This is a genomic window from Pseudomonas sp. GM50, assembly GCF_000282375.1.
Taxonomy (GTDB): Bacteria; Pseudomonadota; Gammaproteobacteria; order Pseudomonadales; family Pseudomonadaceae; genus Aquipseudomonas.
Window position 1 is genome coordinate 12,142 of sequence record NZ_AKJK01000122.1, and the last position, 23,405, is coordinate 35,546.

At 60.4% G+C, this 23,405-nt stretch carries 16 protein-coding genes; 7 read left to right on the forward strand and 9 right to left on the reverse strand.

Annotation, left to right across the window (positions count from 1 at the left end; all coding sequences use genetic code 11):
* Positions 1-7 precede the first annotated feature (7 nt).
* The 4 genes from PMI30_RS03075 to PMI30_RS03060 form a co-directional block, all read right to left on the reverse strand.
* Positions 8-1,963: an acetyl/propionyl/methylcrotonyl-CoA carboxylase subunit alpha gene (locus tag PMI30_RS03075; protein WP_008014286.1), complete on the reverse strand. Its 1,956-nt coding sequence runs from the start codon at positions 1,961-1,963 to the stop codon at positions 8-10.
* Positions 1,963-2,778, reverse strand: coding sequence for a gamma-carboxygeranoyl-CoA hydratase (locus PMI30_RS03070; protein ID WP_008014289.1), 816 nt, complete (start codon positions 2,776-2,778; stop codon positions 1,963-1,965). The genes PMI30_RS03075 and PMI30_RS03070 overlap by 1 nt, the downstream gene beginning before the upstream one ends.
* A 127-nt stretch (positions 2,779-2,905) precedes the next feature.
* Positions 2,906-4,513, reverse strand: coding sequence for a carboxyl transferase domain-containing protein (locus PMI30_RS03065; RefSeq protein ID WP_008014290.1), 1,608 nt, complete (start codon positions 4,511-4,513; stop codon positions 2,906-2,908).
* A 12-nt stretch (positions 4,514-4,525) separates the two neighbouring features.
* The gene (locus PMI30_RS03060) at positions 4,526-5,689 is read right to left on the reverse strand and encodes an isovaleryl-CoA dehydrogenase (RefSeq protein ID WP_008014292.1); all 1,164 of its coding nucleotides are present in this window, start codon (positions 5,687-5,689) and stop codon (positions 4,526-4,528) included.
* A 237-nt stretch (positions 5,690-5,926) separates the two neighbouring features.
* Between PMI30_RS03060 and PMI30_RS03055 the strand changes: the two genes are divergently transcribed.
* Positions 5,927-7,624 (forward strand): AMP-binding protein, encoded by a 1,698-nt coding sequence (locus tag PMI30_RS03055; RefSeq protein WP_008014294.1) that lies wholly within the window; start codon positions 5,927-5,929, stop codon positions 7,622-7,624.
* 677 nt (positions 7,625-8,301) lie between these two features.
* On the opposite strand, the gene PMI30_RS03050 is transcribed toward PMI30_RS03055, so the two are convergent.
* The 3 genes from PMI30_RS03050 to PMI30_RS03040 all read right to left on the reverse strand — a co-directional run bounded on the left by PMI30_RS03050 (position 8,302) and on the right by PMI30_RS03040 (position 10,847).
* Positions 8,302-9,201 carry a hydroxymethylglutaryl-CoA lyase gene (locus PMI30_RS03050; protein ID WP_008014295.1) on the reverse strand — a complete coding sequence of 300 codons (900 nt, stop codon included), beginning with the start codon at positions 9,199-9,201 and terminating at the stop codon, positions 8,302-8,304.
* 129 nt (positions 9,202-9,330) lie between these two features.
* The gene (locus tag PMI30_RS03045; RefSeq protein WP_007904077.1) at positions 9,331-9,729 is read right to left on the reverse strand and encodes a MerR family transcriptional regulator; all 399 of its coding nucleotides are present in this window, start codon (positions 9,727-9,729) and stop codon (positions 9,331-9,333) included.
* 188 nt (positions 9,730-9,917) lie between these two features.
* A complete protein-coding gene (locus PMI30_RS03040; RefSeq protein ID WP_007904083.1) occupies positions 9,918-10,847 on the reverse strand; it encodes a LysR family transcriptional regulator in 930 nt (309 codons plus the stop codon).
* A gap of 164 nt (positions 10,848-11,011) precedes the next feature.
* On the opposite strand from PMI30_RS03040, the gene PMI30_RS03035 reads away from it, so the two are divergent.
* A complete protein-coding gene (locus tag PMI30_RS03035) occupies positions 11,012-12,241 on the forward strand; it encodes an acyl-CoA dehydrogenase (RefSeq protein ID WP_008014296.1) in 1,230 nt (409 codons plus the stop codon).
* A 185-nt stretch (positions 12,242-12,426) separates the two neighbouring features.
* Here the strand turns inward: PMI30_RS03035 and PMI30_RS03030 are convergent, their stop codons facing one another.
* Both PMI30_RS03030 and xthA read right to left on the reverse strand, forming a co-directional pair.
* The gene (locus PMI30_RS03030) at positions 12,427-13,767 is read right to left on the reverse strand and encodes a substrate-binding domain-containing protein (RefSeq protein WP_008014297.1); all 1,341 of its coding nucleotides are present in this window, start codon (positions 13,765-13,767) and stop codon (positions 12,427-12,429) included.
* Between the two features lie 195 nt (positions 13,768-13,962).
* A complete protein-coding gene (gene xthA, locus PMI30_RS03025; RefSeq protein WP_008014298.1) occupies positions 13,963-14,775 on the reverse strand; it encodes an exodeoxyribonuclease III in 813 nt (270 codons plus the stop codon).
* 331 nt (positions 14,776-15,106) lie between these two features.
* Between xthA and PMI30_RS03020 the strand changes: the two genes are divergently transcribed.
* From PMI30_RS03020 to PMI30_RS03000, 5 genes are all read left to right on the forward strand, one after another.
* On the forward strand, positions 15,107-15,757 hold the full coding sequence (locus tag PMI30_RS03020) for a GNAT family N-acetyltransferase (RefSeq protein WP_007904091.1): 651 nt from the start codon (positions 15,107-15,109) through the stop codon (positions 15,755-15,757).
* Positions 15,758-15,822: 65 nt separating this feature from the next.
* Positions 15,823-17,550: an autotransporter assembly complex protein TamA gene (locus tag PMI30_RS03015; RefSeq protein WP_008014299.1), complete on the forward strand. Its 1,728-nt coding sequence runs from the start codon at positions 15,823-15,825 to the stop codon at positions 17,548-17,550.
* Positions 17,547-21,221, forward strand: coding sequence for a translocation/assembly module TamB domain-containing protein (locus PMI30_RS03010; protein ID WP_008014300.1), 3,675 nt, complete (start codon positions 17,547-17,549; stop codon positions 21,219-21,221). The genes PMI30_RS03015 and PMI30_RS03010 overlap by 4 nt, the downstream gene beginning before the upstream one ends.
* Before the next feature lie 241 nt (positions 21,222-21,462).
* On the forward strand, positions 21,463-21,942 hold the full coding sequence (locus PMI30_RS03005) for a MarR family winged helix-turn-helix transcriptional regulator (RefSeq protein WP_007896150.1): 480 nt from the start codon (positions 21,463-21,465) through the stop codon (positions 21,940-21,942).
* The gene (locus PMI30_RS03000; protein ID WP_008014301.1) at positions 21,932-23,401 is read left to right on the forward strand and encodes an efflux transporter outer membrane subunit; all 1,470 of its coding nucleotides are present in this window, start codon (positions 21,932-21,934) and stop codon (positions 23,399-23,401) included. The genes PMI30_RS03005 and PMI30_RS03000 overlap by 11 nt, the downstream gene beginning before the upstream one ends.
* Positions 23,402-23,405: the final 4 nt, after the last annotated feature.

The following is a 23,405-nucleotide window of genomic DNA, read 5'->3' on the forward strand; positions in this document are numbered from 1 at the left end:
CTTCATTTCACGTTAGTTCCAACTCCACCAACGCACTGCCTTCGCTGACCATCTCGCCTTCCTGGCAATACAGCGCCTTGATCACTCCGGCGTGGGGCGCGCGGATGCTGTGCTCCATTTTCATCGCTTCCAGCACCACCAATTGCGCCCCGGCGTCGACCGTTTGCCCGGCCTCCACCAGCACTCGCACGATGCTGCCATTCATGGGCGCGGTGAGCCCGCCCTGATGGCTGTGACTGGCTTCGACGGCACTGATCGGGTCATACGACTCGATGCGGCGCAGCTCACCGTCCCATTGCAGATACAGCGTATCGCCACGGCGGATTGCCCGATGCTGGCGGCGCAAACCGTTGTGTTCGGTCAGCAGGTATTCACCCTTGAGCTGTGCGGTATGAGCGTCGGCATCGCCCAGGGTCAGCGCCCGGTCTTGCCCTTCGCAACTCAAGTGCAGGGTGATTTCTGTCGGCAGTCCGGCACGGAATCCGTTGCCGATACCCCAAGGCGAACTCAGGTCATCAGCGCGGGTCATGCTCGGCTGGCTCTGGGCAAATGCTTGCGCGGCCGCTTGCCAGAATTCATCGCTGAGGTCTGAAGGTGCTGGCAGCAGTTGTTCCTGATAACGCGGAATAAAACCGGTATCCAGCTCCGCCGCCGCAAATGCCGGGTGGCCGATGATTCGACGCAGGAAGTTGATGTTGGTCTTCAGCCCGCCAATAGCAAACTCATCAAGCATGCTTAGCAAGCGCAGCCGCGCCTGTTCACGGTCTTCGCCCCAGGCAATCAGCTTGCCGAGCATCGGGTCGTAGAACGGCGAAATCTCGTCGCCTTCTTCAACGCCACTGTCCACGCGACGCCCCGGTCCTGCGGCAGATTCACGATACAACGCCAGACGCCCGGTCGCCGGTAGAAAATCGTTGCCTGGGTCTTCGGCATACAGCCGCACTTCGATCGCATGGCCGATCAGCGGCACCTGGTCCTGAGTCATCGGCAGCGCTTCACCGCGGGCCACGCGAATTTGCCAGGCCACCAGGTCGAGGCCGGTGATCGCTTCGGTGACCGGGTGTTCAACTTGCAAGCGCGTGTTCATCTCCATGAAGAAGAACTCACCGCGCGCATCCAGCAAAAACTCCACAGTGCCGGCGCCGACGTAACCGATGGCCTGTGCCGAGCGCACGGCGGCTTCGCCCATGGCTCGCCGCAGTTCCGGGCTCAGACCCGGAGCCGGGGCTTCTTCGACGACTTTCTGATGCCGACGCTGGATCGAGCAGTCACGTTCATTGAGGTACAGACAATTGCCATGCTGGTCGGCGAATACCTGGATTTCCACGTGGCGTGGTTTGAGCAGGTACTTCTCCACCAACATCCGCGAGTCGCCGAACGACGACTGCGCTTCACGTTGCGCCGAGGCCAGGGCTTCGGCCAGTTGGCTGACATCCTCGACCACTTTCATGCCTTTGCCGCCGCCGCCCGCCGTGGCTTTGAGCAGCACCGGATAACCGATGCGTTCGCAGGCGTCGCGGAAGGTATCAAGGTCTTGGGCTTCGCCGTGATAGCCAGGCACCAGTGGCACGCCAGCGGTTTCCATCAAGGCTTTGGCCGCGGACTTGCTGCCCATGGCGTCAATGGCCGAGGCGGGCGGGCCGAGGAAGATCAGGCCGGCTGCTTCGATTGCGCGGGCGAATCCGGCGTTTTCCGAGAGAAAGCCATAACCGGGATGAATCGCCTGAGCGCCGCTGGCTTTCGCGGCGGCGATCAGCTTGTCGATTTGCAGGTAACTGTCGGCGGCTTTGCTGCCGCCCAGGTCGACGCGGATATCGGCTTCGCGGCTGTGCCGGGCGTCACGGTCGGTGGCGCTGTGCACGGCCACGGTGGTCAGGCCCAGAGCTTTGGCGGTACGCATCACCCGGCAGGCGATTTCGCCGCGGTTGGCCACCAGCAAGGTGGTGAGAACAGGTGCGCTCATCAACGCGGCTCCTTGAGGGTGGTTTCGGCTTGCCAGTTCGGCGGACGTTTTTGCAGGAAGGCGCGCAGGCCTTCCTGGCCTTCGGGGCTGACGCGGATTCGGGCGATGGCGTTCTCGGTGTAGCGCCGCAGCGCCGGGGTCAGCGCGCCGTGGCCGACTTCACGCAGCAAATCCTTGCTGGCGCGCATGGCCGCCGGGCTGTTGAGCAGCAGGTTGTCGATCCACTGATCGACTTTCTGCTCCAGTTCAGCCATCGGATAGCTCTCCGACAAAAGACCGATTTCGCGAGCCCGTTGCCCGCCGAAACGTTCGGCGGTCAAGGCATAGCGGCGTGCCGCGCGCTCACCGATGGCTTGCACCACGAACGGGCTGATGACCGCTGGCGCGAGGCCGATGCGCACTTCCGACAGGCAGAACTGTGCGTCGTCGGCACCGATGGCCATGTCGCAGCAACTGATCAGGCCCAGCGCGCCGCCATAGGCCGCGCCTTGCACCACTGCCACGGTCGGGATTTTCAACTTGGCGAGGTTGTACATCAACTCCGCGAGTTCCCGGGCGTCGTCGAGGTTGGTGTGGTAATCGAGTTCGGCCGATTGCTGCATCCACGCCAGATCGGCACCGGCGCTGAAATGCTTGCCGCGCCCACGGATCAGCAGAAAACGCAGACTGGCATCGCTCGACACTTTGTCCAGCGCAAGGATCAGTTCGCGGATCATTTCGGCGTTGAAGGCGTTGTTCTTTTCTTCACGGCTGAGCCACAGGGTCGCAAAACCCCGCGGGTCGGTCAGCAGTTCGAGGGTGTTGAAGTCGCTCATGTTTTGTCCGTCTCCACGGTCCTTGTGGGGGCGTGCTTGCTCGCGAACGCGATAACCGGTTTTACGATTGCTTCGCAATCGAACGGGGGCAAGCCCCCTCGCCACACAAGCCCGCTCCCACAGAAAATCACATCCGGAACACGCCGAAGCGGCTCGGTTCGATTGGTGCGTTCAGCGACGCCGACAAGGCCAGGGCCAACACGTCGCGGGTCTGCGCCGGGTCGATGACACCGTCGTCCCACAGTCGAGCGCTGGAATAATAGGGATGCCCCTGTTCTTCATACTGATCGAGGATCGGTTGCTTGATCTCGGCTTCCTGCTCGGCGCTGAAACCATGACCACTGCGTTCGGCTTGCTCACGCTTGACCTGCACCAGCACGCCCGCCGCCTGTTCGGCACCCATCACGCCGATCCGTGCGTTCGGCCACATCCACAGGAAACGTGGATCGTAGGCCCGCCCGCACATGCCGTAATTACCGGCACCGAAGCTGCCGCCGATGATCACGGTGAATTTCGGCACCTTGGCGCAGGCCACGGCCGTCACCAGTTTCGCGCCATGCTTGGCGATGCCGCCGGCTTCGTATTTCTGGCCGACCATGAAACCGGTGATGTTTTGCAGGAACAGCAATGGAATACCGCGCTGGCAGGCCAGTTCGATGAAGTGCGCGCCTTTCTGCGCGGCTTCGGCGAACAGGATGCCGTTGTTGGCGAGGATCGCGATCGGGTAACCGTGCAGGTGGGCAAAGCCGCACACCAATGTCGTGCCGAACAGTGCCTTGAACTCATCGAACACCGAGCCGTCCACCAGCCGTGCTATCACTTCGCGCACGTCGAACGGTTGCTTGGCGTCCGCCGACACCACGCCGTATAACTCGTCGCTGCTGTACAGCGGCGCGATCGGCGTGCGCTGTTGCAGTTCACCGAGCTTGCGCCAATTGAGGTTGGCGACGCTGCGCCGGGCCAATGCGAGGGCGTGTTCATCGCTCTCGGCGTAATGGTCGGCGACCCCGGAAATCTTGCAGTGCACATCGGCCCCGCCGAGGTCTTCGGCGCTGACCACTTCACCCGTCGCGGCTTTCACCAGCGGTGGGCCGGCGAGGAAAATCGTCGCCTGTTGACGGACCATGATCGCTTCATCGGCCATCGCTGGTACGTAAGCGCCCCCGGCGGTGCACGAGCCCATGACCACCGCAATCTGCGGAATGCCCATGGCACTCATGTTGGCCTGGTTGAAGAAGATCCGACCGAAGTGTTCGCGGTCCGGGAACACTTCATCCTGACGCGGCAGGTTGGCGCCGCCGGAGTCCACCAGATAGATGCAGGGCAGGCGATTTTGTTGGGCGATGGTTTGCGCGCGCAGGTGTTTTTTCACCGTCAGCGGGTAGTACGAGCCACCTTTCACGGTGGCATCGTTGGCGACGATCATGCATTCGACGCCTTCCACCCGACCGATACCGGCAATCACGCCAGCGGCGGGAACGTCTTCGCCGTACACCGCGTAGGCCGCCAGTTGGCTGATTTCGAGAAATGGCGAACCCGGATCGAGCAGGCGATTGATCCGCTCACGGGGCAGCAGTTTGCCCCGAGATGTGTGACGCTCCTGAGCCTTCGGGCCGCCACCTTGCTGCACTTGCGCGAGCAAGGTGTGCAGGGCGTCGACCTGTTTGAGCATCGCCGCGCTATTGGCCGCGAACTCTGCCGAACGGGGGTTGAGCTGGGTATGCAGGATAGCCATGTGCAGCTCCGTTTAGCGGGTTTCGTTGAACAGTTCGCGACCGATGAGCATGCGACGGATCTCACTGGTGCCGGCACCGATTTCATACAGCTTGGCGTCACGTAGCAGACGACCGGCCGGGAATTCGTTGATATAGCCGTTGCCACCGAGAATCTGGATCGCGTCGAGGGCCATTCGGGTCGCGCATTCGGCGCTGTAGAGGATGACTCCGGCGGCGTCCTTGCGGGCGGTTTCGCCGCGCTCGCAGGCCTGGGCCACCGCATAGAGGTAGGCGCGGCTGGCATTGAGTTGGGTGTACATGTCGGCGACCTTGCCTTGGATCAGCTGGAATTCGCCGATGCTCTGGCCGAACTGTTTGCGGTCGTGGATGTATGGAACGATCAAGTCCATGCAGGCCTGCATGATCCCGGTCGGGCCTCCGGAAAGCACCACGCGCTCGTAGTCGAGGCCGCTCATCAGCACTTTCACGCCACCGTTGAGTACGCCGAGGATGTTTTCTTCCGGGACTTCGACGTCATCGAAAAACAGCTCGCAGGTGTTGGAACCGCGCATGCCGAGCTTGTCGAACTTGCTGCTGCGGCTGAAGCCTTTCCAGTCACGCTCGACGATGAACGCGGTGATGCCGTGCGGGCCTTTTTCCAGGTCGGTCTTGGCGTAGATCACATAGGTATTGGCGTCGGGACCGTTGGTGATCCAGGTTTTGCTGCCGTTGAGCACGTAGTGATCGCCACGTTTATCGGCGCGCAGTTTCATCGACACCACGTCGGAACCGGCATTCGGTTCGCTCATGGCCAAGGCACCGATGTGTTCGCCGCTGATCAGTTTTGGCAGGTATTTGCTTTTCTGTTCGTGAGTACCGTTGCGGTTGATCTGGTTGACGCAAAGGTTGGAGTGGGCGCCGTACGACAGGGCGACCGAGGCCGAGCCACGGCTGATTTCTTCCATGGCGACGACGTGCGCCAAGTAACCCAGGCCTGCGCCGCCGTACTCTTCTGGCACGGTAATGCCGAGCAGACCCATGTCGCCGAATTTGCGCCACAGGTCAGCGGGGAACAGGTTGTCGATGTCGATCTGAGCGGCGCGCGGGGCGATCTCTTTGGCGACGAAGGACTGAACCTGATCGCGCAGCATGTCGATGGTTTCACCGAGGGCAAAGTTCAGGGATGGGTAGCTCATGGGGCACCTTTTGGCTTTTTTGTAGGGTGGGGAGGGCAGTGATTCGGCTCTCACCTTTACGTTAACGTAAGCCTGTGACGAATGGCTGTCAATCACCCTTTACGTTAACGTCAACTTGAGCGACTCTGTAGGAGCTGAGCTTGCTCGCGAAGAACGATAACGCGGTCGTATAGTTACACCGCGGTGCTCCCATCGCGGGCAAGCCTCGCTCCTACAATAAAGACAATAGGGGTCGTCATGGATCAACCCAGTGCAAGCCCGCAGCGCAGCTATACCCGTGGTTCCCAGGACAAAGCCTTGCTGGCGATGACCATCGGTCAGGCGTTCGATAACACGGTCGCGCAATACCCGAACGGGGAGGCGCTGGTCGTGCGCCATCAACAGCTGCGTTACACCTGGCAGCAGTTGGCAGAGGCCGTCGACCTGCACGCCAGAGCATTTTTGGCGCTGGGCTTGCAGACCGGTGATCGTCTGGGTATCTGGGCACCGAACTGCGCCCAGTGGTGCATCAGCCAGTTCGCCAGCGCGAAAATCGGCGTGATCCTGGTCAACATCAACCCGGCTTACCGCAGTTCCGAACTCGAATACGTGTTGAAGCAGTCCGGTTGCCAATGGCTGGTCTGTGCCGGGGCTTTCAAGACCTCCGACTATCACGGCATGCTGCAGGGGCTGGTACCGGAATTGGCAGAGCAATCCATCGGCCAGTTGCAGGGCGAACGCTTGCCGGAACTGCGCGGGGTGATCAGTCTGGATGCGCAGCCGCCATCGGGTTTCCTGCCGTGGTCGCAGCTGACTGATTTGGCGGCCAGCGTGTCGGTCGAGCAATTGCGCGAACGCCAGGACAGTCTGCATTTCGATCAAGCGGTAAACATCCAGTACACCTCCGGCACCACCGGTTTCCCCAAGGGCGCGACCCTCAGTCATTACAACATTCTCAACAACGGTTACATGGTCGGCGAAAGCCTCGGGCTGACGGCCAATGATCGGCTGGTGATTCCTGTGCCGCTTTACCACTGCTTCGGCATGGTCATGGGCAATCTCGGCTGCGTCACCCACGGCAGTACCATGATTTACCCCAACGACGCCTTCGATCCATTGCTGACGCTGAGCACCGTCGCCGAAGAAAAAGCCACCGCGCTTTACGGCGTACCGACCATGTTCATCGCCATGCTCGATCAGCCCAAGCGCGCGGAGTTTGATCTGTCGAGCCTGCGCACCGGGATCATGGCCGGGGCGACCTGCCCGATCGAGGTGATGCGCCGGGTTATCAATGAAATGCACATGAGCGAAGTGCAGATTGCCTACGGCATGACGGAAACCAGCCCCGTGTCTTTGCAGACCGGTCCGTCAGACGAGCTGGAATTGCGCGTCACCACCGTTGGTCGAACCCAGCCGCAACTGGAAAGCAAAATCATCGACGAGGCGGGCAACCTGGTACCGCGCGGCACCATCGGTGAGCTGTGTACTCGAGGCTACAGCGTGATGCTCGGCTACTGGAACAACCCGCAAGGCACCGCCGAGGCTATTGATGAAGCGGGCTGGATGCACACCGGCGATCTGGCGAGCATGAATGACGAAGGCTACGTGTGCATCGCCGGGCGTAACAAGGACATGATCATCCGCGGCGGTGAGAATGTTTACCCAAGGGAGCTGGAAGAGTTCTTCTTCACCCACCCGGCGGTAGCCGACGTGCAAGTGATCGGCATTCCTTGTTCCCGCTATGGTGAAGAGATCGTCGCCTGGATCAAATTCCACCCCGGCCACAGCGCCACCGAGCAGGAACTGCAAGCCTGGTGCAAGGAGCGCATCGCGCACTTCAAGACGCCGCGTTACTTCAAGTTCGTCGAGGAGTTTCCAATGACGGTGACTGGGAAGATCCAGAAGTTTCGGATGCGTGAGATCAGCGTTGAGGAGCTGCGAGGTAATCACGCCTGACCACAATTCCTTGTGGGAGCGAGCCTGCTCGCGATGACGGCAGCACATCCAATATAGATGTCGGCTGAACCACCGCTATCGCGAGCAGGCTCGCTCCCACAGGGGGGGCAGTGGAAATGGCAAACACCAGAAAGCACAAAGGGGAGCCGAAGCTCCCCTTTAATTTTGTCGTTACGTGCTCTTTTTTTATTATTGAGGGGCGGTCTGTTGTTGTTTTTGGCAACCGTGGCCCTTTACCGCTGTTTTTGTCGATCCCCATCCGGGATCAAGAGCAAACGTATTTTTTTGAGCGCTGATCTACTTTTTCGCCAAGCGATCCAACCAGTTCGGGAGCTACCTGAAGGTAGTTTTATTGTTCTCTGCCCGGTTGCGGGTTACTTCGAAAAGCACCCTGAAAAGCACATCCTCTCCAAAAAAATCTGTTAGCTGCGTCTCTGCCGTGTTGTTCTTGTTATGTCAGAGTCGTTACGTCTTATTTTTATTGGTTTGCAGTTTTTATTCTTGTTATGCCATAGAGATAGCAGAAGCCGTGCCAACTTTTAAAAACCCTTTAAATTCAATGCTTTGAGTTTTTCGTAGGATTTTTCATCCGACCCAAACCCGACAATTTGTTTCCGTGTTACTCGCTTCCGCCCACGTTTCTGCACACGCGGTAACACCCGGACACATCCACACTGTCACTGTGCGCTGCGAGCCTTGGCGACGCGCGAACCCGTAGGGCGCCCCAGCACCGCGCAAATCTGTTGGCCGGCCCGAATCAAGGCGTCCAGGTCGACTCCGGTCTCGATACCCAGGCCGTTGAGCAGGTAAACCACGTCTTCGGTCGCGACATTGCCGCTGGCGCCCTTGGCGTACGGGCAGCCGCCGAGGCCGGCGATGGAGCTGTCGAACACCGCGATGCCTTCCAGCAGGCTGGCGTAGATGTTGGCCATGGCCTGGCCATAGGTATCGTGAAAGTGCCCGGCCAGTTTTTCACGTGGCACATCGGCCGAGACCACTTCGAACATCTTGCGGGTCGCGCCGGCAGTGCCGGTGCCGATGGTGTCTCCCAGTGAAACCTCGTAGCAGCCCATGGCATAAAGCTCACGAGCAACCCGGGCGACTTGTGCAGGCGCGACATCACCTTCGTAAGGGCAGCCCAGCACACAGGACACGTAACCGCGCACGCTGACGCCGTGTTGTCTGGCGGCATCCATGATCGGCACGAAACGCTCCAGGCTCTCGCTGATCGAGCAATTGATGTTGCGCTGGGAAAATGCTTCGGACGCAGCAGCGAACACCGCGACTTCCTTGACCCCGGCGGCAATGGCGTCTTCAAAGCCCCGCAGGTTGGGGGCGAGGGCGCCATAGGTCACGCCCGGCTTGCGCTTGATCTGCGCGAAGACCTCGGCGGAACCGGCCATTTGCGGCACCCATTTGGGCGAGACGAAACTGCCGACTTCTATATAGCCCAGGCCTGCGGCGGTCAGCGCGTCAACCAGTTGCACTTTGTCCGCAACGCTGATGGGCTGGGCTTCGTTTTGCAAACCGTCGCGGGGGCCGACTTCGACCAGGCGTACGTGGGTGGGTAGGGACATGGCAATGGACCTGTTGAAATTGTATGAATGTTCACAGAACCCTGTAGGAGCTGAGCTTGCTCGCGAAAGCGTCAGGTCAGTCGACATCAATGTTGAAGGACATACCGCTTTCGCGAGCAAGCTCAGCTCCTACACGAGCTGCTGGCTCTTGATCGTCTGTTCCAACGCCTGGGTACAGCGCTCTTCGGCCGTATCGAGTTCCAGTTTCATCTGTTCGATGTCCAGCAATTGCTGTTCGAGTTGTTCCCGACGCTCGGCGATTTTCGCCAGCATGCTGTGCAGTTGCTTGGTGTTACCGCTGGAGGGGTCATAAAGCTCGATCAGCTCGCGGCATTCGGCCAGGGAAAAACCAATGCGCTTGCCCCGCAGAATCAGCTTCAGGCTGACCTTGTCACGGGGCGAATAAATGCGTTCCTGGCCGCGGCGCTCGGGGCTGAGCAGGCCTTGCTCTTCATAGAAGCGAATGGCCCGGGTGGTGATGTCGAGCTCGCGGGCGAGGTCGGAAATGCTATAGGTCTGGCTGCTCATGGAAGCGCTCGAAAAAGGTCATGGCGCTAAGCTAATGGCAGGTTGACGTTTACGTCAAGGGGCATGGATCTTCGTTGGTATTACCGGCCTCTTCGCGGGCAAGCCTCGCTCCTACAGGTTTGGTGTCGATCATTTAACCTTGTAGGAGCGAGGCTTGCCCGCGAAGAACGATGACGCGGTCCAAAGTCCTACACCTTATCGAGCTTCTTCTCATGCGCCGTAACCTGCTGGCACAACTCGATCATTTGCTCGCGCATCCAGCGGTTGGCCGGGTCCTGGTCGGTGCTTTCGTGCCAGTAGAGGTGAGTTTCCACCGGAGGAACCTCTTTAACCGGCAGGTTCACCGCGTACAAGTCATGGCGACGGGCGAAGCGTTCCGGCACGGTCATGACCATGTCAGTCTGTTGCAACACCTGGGACGCCATCAGGTAATGCTGGGAGCGCAGGGCGATCTTGCGCTGGATGCCCATTTTGCCCAGGGCCAGATCGACATAACCCAGACCGCTGCGCCGGCTGGAGATATGGATGTGGGTCAGGGACAGATAATCGTCGAGGGTGAATTTCTCTTTGCCCGCCAACGGATGGCCCTTGCGCATGGCGCACACGTAACGGTCCTCCATCAACTTGACGTGACGCACCTGCGGGTCGGTGTTGAGCGGCGCATCCACCGCGAAATCGAGACGCCCGGCCGCCAGTTCCTTGGTGGTCTCGCGACGTTTGGACAAGAAGCTTTCGATGATCACCGTCGGCGCCAGGCGTCGCAGGCGCTGGAACAGCGGCGGCAGGATCACCGCTTCAGTGAGGTCGGTCATGCTGATGCGGTAGGTCTTGACCGCCTGTAACGGGTTAAAAATGCGGCTTTCCTGCACCGACACTCGCAGCAAGGAGAGGGCGTTGCGCACGGGGCCGATGATGTTCTGCGCCATCGGCGTCGGCACCATGCCTTGGGCGGTGCGCACGAAAAGCGGATCGTTGAAGGTCTCGCGCAGGCGGGCCAGAGCGTTCGAGACTGCCGGTTGAGTAATGCCGACAATTTGCCCGGCGCGCGTCAGGTTGGCTTCGGTGTAGATCGCGTCGAAGACGATGAAAAGGTTGAGGTCGACCTTGCTCAGATTCATTGCGCTGCGCTCTCTGCTCTTGTTTTAGGAAGGTAGCTCGATCAGTCGATCATATATCGGTGATGAATGTTAATACACGCCGAGAATAGGCTAGGTAAATTATCAACGCTGTTCTAGCATCGATTGCATGACCTGAACAACCTCCCTTTAGAAGGTAGCTGCCCATGGATTTCGCTTATTCGCCCAAAGTGCAAGAACTGCGTGAGCGCGTGACCGCGTTCATGGACACCTACGTTTATCCCGCTGAAGCGGTGTTCGAACGCCAGGTCGCCGAGGGCGATCGCTGGCAGCCGACAGCGATCATGGAAGAACTCAAACTCAAGGCCAAAGCTGAAGGCCTGTGGAATTTGTTTCTGCCTGAATCCGAACTCGGCGCCGGCCTGACCAACCTCGAATACGCGCCATTGGCGGAAATCATGGGCCGCTCGCTGCTCGGTCCTGAACCGTTCAACTGCTCCGCCCCGGACACCGGCAACATGGAAGTGCTGGTGCGTTACGCCAATGAAGAACAGAAGCAACGCTGGCTCGAACCGCTGTTGCGCGGCGAGATTCGTTCGGCGTTCGCCATGACCGAGCCGGACGTGGCCTCGTCCGACGCCACCAACATGGCCGCCCGCGCCGTGCGTGATGGCGACGAATGGGTGATCAACGGCAAGAAATGGTGGACCTCAGGGGCCTGCGATCCGCGCTGCAAGATCCTGATCTTCATGGGCCTGAGCAATCCGGATGCACCGCGCCACGCGCAGCACTCGATGATTCTGGTGCCGGTGGATACCCCGGGCGTGAAGATTGTCCGTCCACTGCCGGTGTTCGGTTACGACGATGCGCCTCACGGCCACGCCGAAGTACTGTTCGAAAACGTCCGGGTGCCGTACGAAAACGTCCTGTTGGGTGAAGGACGCGGCTTCGAAATTGCTCAGGGTCGCCTCGGCCCAGGCCGGATTCACCACTGCATGCGTTCGATCGGCATGGCCGAGCGTGCGTTGGAGCTGATGTGCAAACGTGCGGTCAACCGCACCGCGTTCGGCAAACCCCTGGCGCGTCTGGGCGGCAACATCGACAAAATCGCCGATTCGCGGATGGAGATCGACATGGCGCGCCTGCTGACGTTGAAAGCCGCATACATGATGGACACCGTTGGCAACAAGGTGGCGAAGAGCGAAATCGCACAGATCAAAGTCGTCGCGCCGAACGTGGCATTGCGGGTGATCGATCGGGCGATCCAGATCCATGGCGGGGCAGGGGTTTCCAACGATTTCCCGCTGGCCTACATGTATGCCATGCAACGCACGCTACGCCTGGCCGACGGCCCGGACGAAGTGCACCGCGCGGCGATCGGCAAGTTCGAGATTGGCAAGTATGTACCGAAGGAAATGATGCGTAGCGGTCACTGACAACCTGTGGCGAGGGGGCTTGTCGGAACGCCGCACCGCCCCGTTCGGCTGCGCAGCAGTCGTAAATTGTACACCGCGTCTTTCCAGGAAAAATGCGGTGGCCGGTTTTAGGCCCGCTTCGCGGTCCAACGGGGCAAGCCCCCTCGCCACAGTAAGCCCCCAAGCCACATTGTTCGGTGTTCACTTCAATACACCCAAACCTCAACCCGCCGATTCTTGATCCGTCCCTCATCCCCGCTGTTGGTCGCCACCGGCATCTCGGCGCCGAAACCGCGAATCTCGCGAAACACCACGCCGCTTTTCACCAATTCTCGCCGCACCGCCATGGCCCGCAGTTTCGACAGCAGGTCCGCCCGCGCCGGGTCGCTCTTGGCGTCGCCAAACCCCACCAGCGTCACCTGTCGATTGGTTTTGTCGTGCTGCTTTATATAGTCGAGCACCCGCGACAGGTCCTGTCGGGCCTTGTTGTCCAGTGTCGCGCTGCCCTCTTCGAAACGAAAATTCACCGTCAGCCGCTGGGCATGGCGACTGAGTGCCTGATAACCCTCAGGCATCAGCGCATTCGGCGTGACGGCCATGGCCTGAACGGTCTGCGCGATAAAACCATTGGCCGCGACGACCGCCTGGCCTTTGCTGCTTTGGGCAAACTTCACCAAGGCCTTGGCCCAGGGATTTTTCCCATTCGGCGGCAGGTAAAAGAACAGCCGACGGGACAGCGGGTAATCTTCCGTCGCGATCAGGCTATTGACCGGCAGCATGGCCTGGGAGTCGCCATCGACAATCGCTACGGCTTTGGCCTGGCGCACATAAGGCAAGCCGATGAAGCCGATGCCTTGCGGGTCCAGACTGACCGCGTCGGACAACTGCTCGCTGGATTCGAAGCGTTTCGCGTTGCCGCTCAGGGTTTTTCCACGCGGGCTGAGGACCAGTTCCTTGAACGTGTCATAGGTGCCCGATTGATCATCCCGCGCATAGAGATGAATCGTCCCACCGGTGCCGCCGAGTTCTTCCCAGGTTTTCGCTTCGCCGCTGAAGATTCGCGCCAGTTGTACGGTGTTGAGTTGCTTCAACGGATTGTGCGGATGAAGGATGATTGCCAGCCCATCGATGGCGATGACTTGCTCGGCAACCGGGCTTTTCAGGTCGCCCAGCGGTTCGAGATCCAGCCGTTCGCTGTCCTTGATCGGGCGCGACGAGGCCGCGAGATCGGCCCAGGCGTTTTTCAGGGCTTTGAACCCGGTGCTGGAACCGTGGGCCGCGACCTCCACCTCGACTCGGCGTCCCTGAACGGTTTCGCCGACGATGCGTTGTTCGTTGGCTTTGTCCGGGGTCTCGCGGTGAACCTTGAGCAGGCCCTGTTCACGCATCAAGCCCTCGACCAGCGCCGGGCCCAATGCCGCGCCAATGGTGTTGGAGCCCTGAATGCGCAACACCGGGCCACGTTCGGGCGTCGGCAAATCGCCGGCCGACGCCGACATCGGCAGCACAGCACCGAGCAGCAACAGGAACAACACGCGCAGCGTCATGCCGGCACCTAATGAAGCCAAAGAAAGTGCCGGGAGAATAAGTCAGTAAGGTTTCTGAACGATGACAGTGATCGTTCCCACGCTCTGCGTGGGAACGCCGCCGGGGACGCTCCGCGTTCCGCTCTTGATGTGACGCAGAGCATCACGGGATGCATTCCCACGCAGAGCGTGGGAACGATCAGCAACGCCGCCGGATCAGCTCAACTCAAGCCAGATCGGTGCGTGGTCGGAGGGTTTTTCCATCCCGCGCAAGTCGTAATCCACGCCGGCATCTTTCACTCGCGGCAATAACCCATGGGACGCCATGATCAGGTCAATCCGCAGCCCGCGCTTGGGCTCATCCTCAAAACCGCGGCTACGGTAGTCAAACCAGCTGAAACGGTCGGCAACGTCTGGGTTCAGGTGACGGAAGCTGTCCACCAGGCCCCAATTCTTCAGGCGAGCCATCCATTCGCGTTCTTCTGGCAGGAAGCTGCACTTGCCGGTTTTCAGCCAGCGTTTCATGTTGTCCGGGCCGATGCCGATGTCGCAGTCTTCCGGGGAAATGTTCACATCGCCCATCACCACAATTGGCTGGTCGTTGCTGAACTGGCTTTCCAGCAACTGCTGCAAATCGCTGTAGAAACGTTGCTTGGCCGGGAATTTGGTGGGGTGATCGCGGCTTTCGCCCTGTGGAAAATAGCCGTTCATGATGGTCACCGGCACGCCATTTGCGTCGGCGAACGTGCCCCAGATGAAGCGCCGCTGAGCGTCTTCTTCGTCAGTGGCGAAACCTTTGTACAGCGCAATCGGCTCCTGGCGCGAGAGCAGGGCCACGCCGTAATGGCCTTTTTGCCCATGGAAATGCACGTGATAACCCAGTGCCTGAACCTCGGCCAGGGGAAACTGGTCGTCGTGGACCTTGGTTTCCTGCAACCCGATCACGTCCGGTTGATGTTTCTCAATCAGCGCCGCCAGCTGATGCGGGCGAGCGCGCAGCCCGTTGATGTTGAAGGAGACGATCTTCATGGTCGGCAGTCCTGGCAAAAATGCGATGCTAGCTGACATGTAGGAATGGGGCCAGCCTTGGGGTGAGGCGATTCGTTGTGTTCTGTCAGAGATGTGTTGGCAGATTGGACCTCTTCGCGGGCAAGCCTCGCTCCTACAAGGTTCGCGTCGAGCCATAATTAAATGATCGACACCCAATTTGTAGGAGCGAGGCTTGCCCGCGAAGGCGTCAGCCCGGTCGATGAAGATCCCGGCTTGGTCTATACCTGTCTGGGGAACTGTGAAGCCACCCACAGGCTCGTACCAATAAGAACGCGGCCTTCTGAGCCGCGCCCAGGGGAGAACCACCGTTATGCCCGAAACCTCGACCGTCATCGCCGATATTCACATGCTCGACAGCGGCTATTCCCGTGAAGCCCGCTCCCTGTTGTACCAGGCGTACCGGCACGAGCCGACGTTCGGCTACCTGTTCGAAGCCGAACGCCCCGGTTATGAACAACGAGTTAGGGCGACGGTGCGCGAACTGGTCAAACAACACTTTTTGCAGGATCTGCCGGCCATCGGCCTGCTGGTCAACGACCGCTTGATCGGCATCGCCCTGATTGCACCGCCACAACGCCGCCTGGGCATTACCGAAAGCTGGGCCTGGCGCCTGCGGATGGTGCTCAGCACCGGGTTTCGCTGTACCCGACGCTACCTCGATTACCACGCCGCCGTGATGGCGTGCGTGCCGTCCGACTCGGTGCATGTTTTGCCATTACTGGGGGTTCATCCGCAATTCCAGGGCAAGCACTTTGGCGAGCAATTGCTGCAGGCAGTCCATAACTGGTGCGCGGTCGATGAACACTCCCAAGGCGTGATCCTCGACACCGGGAATCCTCGTTATCTGGAGTTCTATAAGCGTCAGGGCTACGAGGAAATCGGCGAAGTGGCTGTAGGACCGATTCGTGAACACGTATTTTTCCACGCCAACCCGCAGGTGTTACAAACAGCAACGGGATAAAGGTAGAACTTTCAGCGCACGCCAGGCTCTATCACGCTCCCAAGCTCGTGATAGCATCCGCGCCTATGAAGTTTCCACGAAGATTTACCAGTGGCGTGCTGATGCTGATCTCCAGCTGCGCGGCGCTGGCGCAAAGTGAATTGGATGTGCGGATCAAACCGTCCAACGATGAACTGAAGGCCAATATAGAAGGCTATATCGGTAGCCTCGGCGATCGCGATGAAGAAGCCTTGCTGCGCTTCAGTCGTGGCGCCGAAGAACAGGCGCGCAAGGCCGCCCAGGCCTTGGGTTATTACCAGCCGCAAATCGACAGCGACGTGAAGGGCGGCAAGACGCCGCGCCTGGTGTTGAATATCGACCCCGGCGAGCCGATCCATTTGCGCAACGTCACGGTGCGCATCGACGGTCCGGCGGCCTCGTTCAAATCCTTTCGTGTACCGAAAAGCGACCTGCTCAAACCCGGCGCAGTGCTTAACCATGGCCGTTACGAAGACGCCAAGCGGCTGATCCAGAACCAGGCCTCGCGCTACGGTTTTTTCAGTGGGCGCTTCACCCGCCAGAAACTGTTGGTGGACCCGCGGGCTGGCGTCGCCGACATCGAATTGATCTACGACAGCGGCCCGCGCTATGCGCTGGGCAAGGTCAGTTTTGAAGGCGACACGCCGTTCGACGAAGACCTGCTGCAACGCATGGTGCCGTTCAAGGCCGGTGCGCCCTATGACTCTGAACTGATCGCCGAACTCAATCAGGCGCTGCAATCGAGCGGCTATTTCGAGGGCGTGCGCGTGGACGCGGCGCCGACCGCGTCCAAGGACGACGTGATCCCGGTGGCGGTCAAACTGGAAACCCGCAAGCCACGGACCATGGGGTTGGGTCTGGGTTTTTCCACCGACGTCGGTCCACGGGTCAAAGCCAACTGGACCCGCCACTGGGTTAATCCTCAGGGGCACAGTTATGGCTGGGAGGCCGAGATTTCGGCGCCACGGCAGAACGTCGGGCTGTTTTACGACGTTCCGCTGGACCCGCCATTGACCGACAAACTGCGCTTTGCCGGTGGTTATCAATATGAAGAAATCGCTGGCACCGACACCCTCAGCAAGCTGCTGACCCTCGGCCCCGAGTGGCACAGCAAGTTGCCCAGCGGTTGGCAGCGGGTGGTGTCGCTCAAGTGGCAACGCGAGGAATACCAACTCGGTGACGATTCGGGGCTCAGCACCTTACTGATGCCCGGCGTGAGCTATTCGTACCTGAAAAGCGACAATCGCATTGACCCGCACAACGGTTATCGCCTGCAATTCGAAACCAAAGTCGCCAAGGAAGGATTGGGTTCGGACACCAACCTGATCTACGGCACGGCGCTGGTCAAAGGCCTGACCACGGTCTTCGACAAACACCGTTTGCTCGGTCGGGTGCAGGTCGGCGGCAGCGCCACCAACGGCTACAAATCGGTGCCGCCGTCCTTGCGCTTCTTCGCCGGTGGCGATCAGAGCGTGCGCGGGTACGACTACCAGAGCCTGTCCCCGGAAAACTCCGATGGCGACCGTATCGGTGGCCGCTACATGGTGGCCGGCAGCGTCGAGTATCAATACTCCATCGCCGAAAAATGGCGGGTCGCGACCTTCATCGACCAGGGCAACTCCTTCAACACACTCGAACTGCCGAACCTCAAGACCGGTGTCGGTATTGGCGTGCGCTGGGTCTCGCCGGTCGGGCCGATTCGCCTCGACCTGGCCCACGCGATGGACGACGACGGCGGCATTCGATTGCACTTTTCCATGGGGCCTGAGCTGTGAAGCGTGGTTTGAAAATAACGCTGCTGGCGATTCCGGCACTGCTGATGCTGGTCGTGCTGACACTGGTCACCGTGCTGGGCACTCCGACGGGCAGTCGTTGGGCGCTCGGGTTTGTGCCGGGTTTGACCGTGGAGAATTTCCAGGGCCGTTTGGGTGGGCAGTGGAGCGCCGATCATCTGCTGTGGCAGCAGGACAACAGTCGGGTTGAGCTGAACAAAGCAATTTTCGCCTGGTCGCCGCTGTGCCTGATGCGCATGACATTGTGCATCGAGCAACTGCAGGCCGAGCAGGTCAGCCTGCAATTCCCGCCGGGCGTGGAAGAGCAAGGCAGCGGGCCGATCAGTCTCCCGGACTTGAAATTGCCGCTGGCCATCGAATTGGGCGACGTCAAAATCGGCCGCCTGCTGTTCAACGGCAGTGAAGAACTCAAGGGGCTGCAACTGGCGGCGCACTGGACCGAGAAGGGTTTGCAGATCGACTCGGTGCACTTGCAGCGTGATGAACTGAGCCTGAACCTCTCCGGCCTGCTGCAACCGAGCGGTAACTGGCCGCTGACCGCTGAAGGCAAACTGACCTTGCCGGCGCCGGGTACCGAGCCATGGACACTGGCCCTGAAGGTCGATGGCGATCTACTGAAAACCCTGAACCTGAAAGCCGACAGCAGCGGCTACCTGAACGGCCAACTCACTGGCGAGCTGCAACCGCTGGTGGAAAACCTCCCGGCCAAAGTGCGGATCACCGCCGACGGCTTCAAGGCCAGTGCTGATCTACCGGACACCCTGCAACTCAATCAACTGGAACTCACCGGTGACGGCGACCTGAAAAACGGTTACCAGTTGCTCGGCAAAGCCACGTTACCCGCAGAGCAAGGCCCGGTTGCGCTGTTGCTGCAAGGCAAGGTCGATGCCAAGGGCGCGCAAATCGCCGGCCTTGACCTGACGGCCAACGACAAACAAAGCCTCAAGCTCACCGGGCAAGTGGACTGGAGCAAAGGCCTGAGTGCTGATGCAAAAATCGACTGGCTGGACTTCCCGTGGCACCGTCTCTATCCGTTGATCGACGAGCCGCAAGTGGCGCTGCGCAGCTTCAACGGTGAGGTCTCCTACACGGACGGCAACTACATCGGTAACTTCAAGGCTGCGCTGGATGGCCCGGCCGGAGCGTTCAGTCTGAACAGTCCGTTCAGCGGCAACCTAACCCAAATCCACCTGCCGCAATTCAAGCTTGAAGCCGGGCAGGGCAAGGCCGAGGGGCACCTGAATCTGCAGTTTGCCGACGGTATCGCCTGGGATACGGCGCTGGACCTCTCGGCAATCAACCCGGCGTACTGGCTCGCGGAGCTACCGGGCACGTTGGCCGGTCCCTTGCGCAGCAAAGGTGAAATGAAGAATGAAACGCTCAGCCTGACCGCCGACCTGGACCTGAAAGGCAAGCTGCGCGGGCAACCGGCGGTGTTGCAAGCCAAGGCCGATGGCGGCGGCGAGCAATGGAACCTCAGCGCGTTGCAGATTCGCCTTGGTGACAACAGCATCAACGGCCAGGGCAGCCTGCAACAGAAACTCGCCGGCCGGATCGACATCAAGCTGCCACGCCTGGCCCAACTCTGGCCGCAACTGCGTGGTCAGCTCAATGGTCAGGTCGATGTCGCCGGCACGCTCAAGGCGCCACAAGGCAAGCTCGGTCTGCAAGGCACGCAACTGGCGTTCGAAGACAATCGCCTGCAAAGCCTCAATCTGGACGCCACCCTCGACAGCGCCCAGCGCGCGAAAATCGACCTCAAGGGCAGTGGCATTCAGACCGGTGACACGTCACTGGGCACGTTGACCGCCAGCGGTCAGGGCGACATCAAAAATCAGAAGCTCGCCCTCGACCTGCAAGGACCGAAGCTGAAACTGGCGCTTGGTCTTGATGGCACGCTGGACAAGGGCAATTGGCGTGGGCGTCTGGCCAGTGGCGATATCCAGGCCGGCGGTCAGGACTGGAAACTGCAAAATCCGGCGAAGCTTGAGCGACTGGCGGACGGCAAAATCAACTTCGGCGCCCATTGCTGGATGTCCGGCCCGGCCAGCCTGTGTGGCGAAGACCAGCGCTTGATGCCCGAGCCGAAACTGCGTTATCACCTCAAGCAGTTCCCCATCGACAGCCTGGCGCAATGGCTACCAAAGGATTTCGCCTGGAAGGGCAAGCTCAACGCCGACCTGCAACTGGACTTGCCGGCCAGCGGCCCGAACGGCCAAATCAGCATCGACGCCAGCGGCGGCACCTTGCGTATGCGCGAGAAGGAGCAATGGCTGGACTTCCCGTACCAGACCCTGAAGCTCACCAGCAAACTCACGCCTAAACGCATCGACACCGACCTCAACTTTGTCGGCGGCAAGCTCGGTGAGCTGATGGTTCAGGCGCAGATCAATCCGCTGCCGAAGAACAAACCGCTGTCCGGTTCATTCCGCCTCAGTGGTCTGGACTTGTCGGTGGCGCGGCCGTTTGTGCCGATGGTCGAGAAACTCTCCGGGCATTTGAACGGCAGCGGCACACTGTCTGGCGGACTGCTGGCGCCGCTGGTCAACGGCAACCTTGAGCTGCGCGACGGTGAAATCTCCGGGCCTGAACTGCCGATGGCGCTCGAAGCCTTGCAACTTCAAGCTGTGATTGCCGGCGAAACCGTGCAGCTGAATGGCGGCTGGAAAAGCGGCAAGAGCGGGCAGGGCAGCCTCAATGGCAACATCGCCTGGGGTCAGGCGCTGGTCGTGGACCTGGCACTCAAGGGCTCGCAGTTGCCGGTCACCGTCGAGCCCTACGCCGCGCTGGAAGTCGCGCCGGACCTGAAGATTTCCATGAAGGACGACAGACTGGCAATCGTCGGCAAAGTGCTGGTGCCCAAGGGCGAAATCACCGTGCGCGAACTGCCGCCATCGACCGTCAAGGTCTCCGATGACACGGTGATCATCGGTCAGCAGACCGAAAAGGGCAAACCACCGATGGCCATGGCGATGGACATCGATGTAGTGGTTGGGCAGGACAAACTCAGCTTTGCCGGCTTCGGCCTCACTGCCAATCTGCAAGGCCAAGTGCACATTGGCGACAACATGGACACCCGTGGCGAGCTGTGGCTCAACGACGGGCGTTACCGCGCCTACGGTCAGCGACTGACGGTGCGCCGGGCGCGTCTGTTGTTTGCCGGTCCCATCGATCAGCCGTATCTGGACATCGAAGCGATTCGCCAGACCGACGATGTCATTGCCGGTATTCGCCTGAGTGGCAGCGCCGAGCAGCCGACCACGCAGATCTTTTCCGAACCGGCGATGAGTCAGGAGCAGGCATTGTCCTATCTGGTGCTGGGGCGTCCGCTGAGCACTACCGGTGAAGACAACAACATGCTCGCACAGGCCGCTCTCGGGTTGGGTTTGATGGGCAGTTCGGGTGTGACCAGCGGCTTGGCCAAGGACCTGGGCATTCAGGATTTCCAGCTCGATACCCAAGGCAGCGGCACCAGCACCGCCGTAGTGGCCAGCGGCAACATCTCGGAAAAACTCAGCCTGCGTTATGGCGTCGGCGTGTTCGAACCGGCCAACACCATCGCCTTGCGCTACAAACTGAGCAAAAAGGTCTACCTCGAAGCCGCCAGCGGCGTGGCCAGTTCGCTGGACATCTTCTACAAGCGGGATTTCTAAACCCGCGTTTTTCTTCCAGATACCGCGTCGCCCCCAATCGCGGGCAAGCCCGCTCCCACAGGGATCACACCGAACCTTGTGGGAGCGGGCTTGCCCGCGATGGCGTCAGAACGTCCACCGCATAATCCGGCCCCGTTTATCAACCAAATACAAAGCATCCTAACTATTGCATTGACATTCGCTGCCTAGGCAGTAACATCTCGACATACATTCTCTGCCTAGGCAGCTAATCGGTGGTCAGATGAAACATTTCACCTCATACGATTTCCATAATTGCCACCTCGGCCTTTTGCTCGGGCGCGCCGCGCTGCTCAAGGACCGGATCATCGACACGCACATGGAGCCCCACGGCATTACCGCCGCGCAGTTCAAAGTGCTGATCATCATGGCCCAGTTCGGCGTCGATACCCCGGCCGAGCTGTGTCGTCACCTGTCGCTGGACAGCGGTTCGATGACCCGCATGCTCGATCGTCTGGAACAGAAAGGTTTCCTCGCCCGCCAACGCTCTGAGGCAGACCGGCGTCAGGTTCAGCTGGTGCTGACCGAACAGGGCCAGCAGCTGACCGACCAGCTGCCGCAGATCGGCGCCGACGCGATGAATGAACTGGCCGGCGCCATCACCCCGGAAGAATTGAAAACCCTGGAACAGATCCTGAAGAAAATTCTGGTGGCGGCGGGTGACTCGATCACTCTGCTGCGGGTAGGTGGCCATGAACAGTAAAAGCCTGCGTAGCGGCCTGAGCCTGGTGCTGTTGGCCATGAGCCTCGCCGGTTGCGCCAGTTACAGCGGCCTGACCACCGAAGGCGTCAGCCTCGATGCGAAAAATCTCAAGGCCGGGCAATCCCTCAACGGCGTGACTCTGTCGCCCGCGGCGTGGCCGAAAAGCGACTGGTGGAAAAGCCTTGGCGATCCGCAACTCGACGGTCTGATCCGCGAAGCCTTGCACGACAGCCCCGACATGCAAATCGCCGACGCCCGGGCCCATCAGGCCAGCGCCGCCGCCTATGCAGCCGACGCCGAGCGGATGCCGACCCTCGATGCCAGCGCCGGCGTCAGCCGTTCGCGTCTGGCTCGCGATCAGGACCCGAGCGGGCAGGGCGGCACCTACTCCACCGTGCGCAACGTTGGTGCCACTTTCAATTACAACTTCGACCTCTGGGGCGGTCAGCGCGACGCCTGGGAAGCCGCATTGGGCGAGGCCCGCGCCGCCGAAGTCGATCAGCAGGCCGCGCAGCTGACCTTGTCCGCCGACGTTGCCCGCGCTTACAGCGATCTGGGGCAGGCGCACATCATCCATGACCTGGCCAGCGAAGACCTCAAGCGCACCCGGCAAATGCTCGACCTCAGCCAGCGTCGCCTGAGCTCGGGGATCGACAGCCAGTACCAGTTCCAGCAGACCGAAAGCCTGGAGGCCAGTGCCGAAGCCAGCCTGATCGACGCCGAGAAACGCCTGCAAAGCGCGAAAATCGCCTTGGCGGTGCTGTTGGGCAAAGGCCCGGATCGCGGCAATGAAATCGCCCGACCGAAAGTGCTTCAGACCAGCGCCGTGGCGTTGCCGTCGGTGCTGCCGGCGGAGTTGCTCGGTCGTCGCCCGGACCTGGTGGCGGCGCGCTGGCGGGTTGAGGCCGCGAGCAAAAACATCGCGGCGGGCAAGACCCGGTTCTACCCCAACCTCAATCTCAGTGCAGCGGCGGGTGTGGAGTCGTTGCTGGGCGATGCGATGTTCGGTTCGGCGAGTCGCTTCTTCAACATCGCGCCGACGATCTCGGTACCGATTTTCGACGGTGGCCGCCTGCGTGCCGACCTCGATTCCCGCGACGCCGATTACGACCTCGCGGTGGCGCAGTACAACAAAAGCCTGGTGAAAGCCCTGGGCGATGTCAGCGACACCATCAACCAGTTGCGCGATATCGGCCGGCAAATCGGTGCCCAGCAACACGCCACCGACATTGCCCAGGATTCTTACAACACCGTGGTCCAGCGCTACGGTTCCGGCATCGGTAACTACCTGGACGTGCTCAGCATCGAGCAGCAATTGCTCCAGGCCCAGCGTCAGCTGGCCAACCTGAATGCCGAGCAGATCGACCTGTCGATTCAACTGATGCAAGCGCTGGGCGGCGGCTTTCAGGGCGAAACCCTGACCGCGGCCAACGCAACCCCAGCCACGCTGAACCACTAATTCA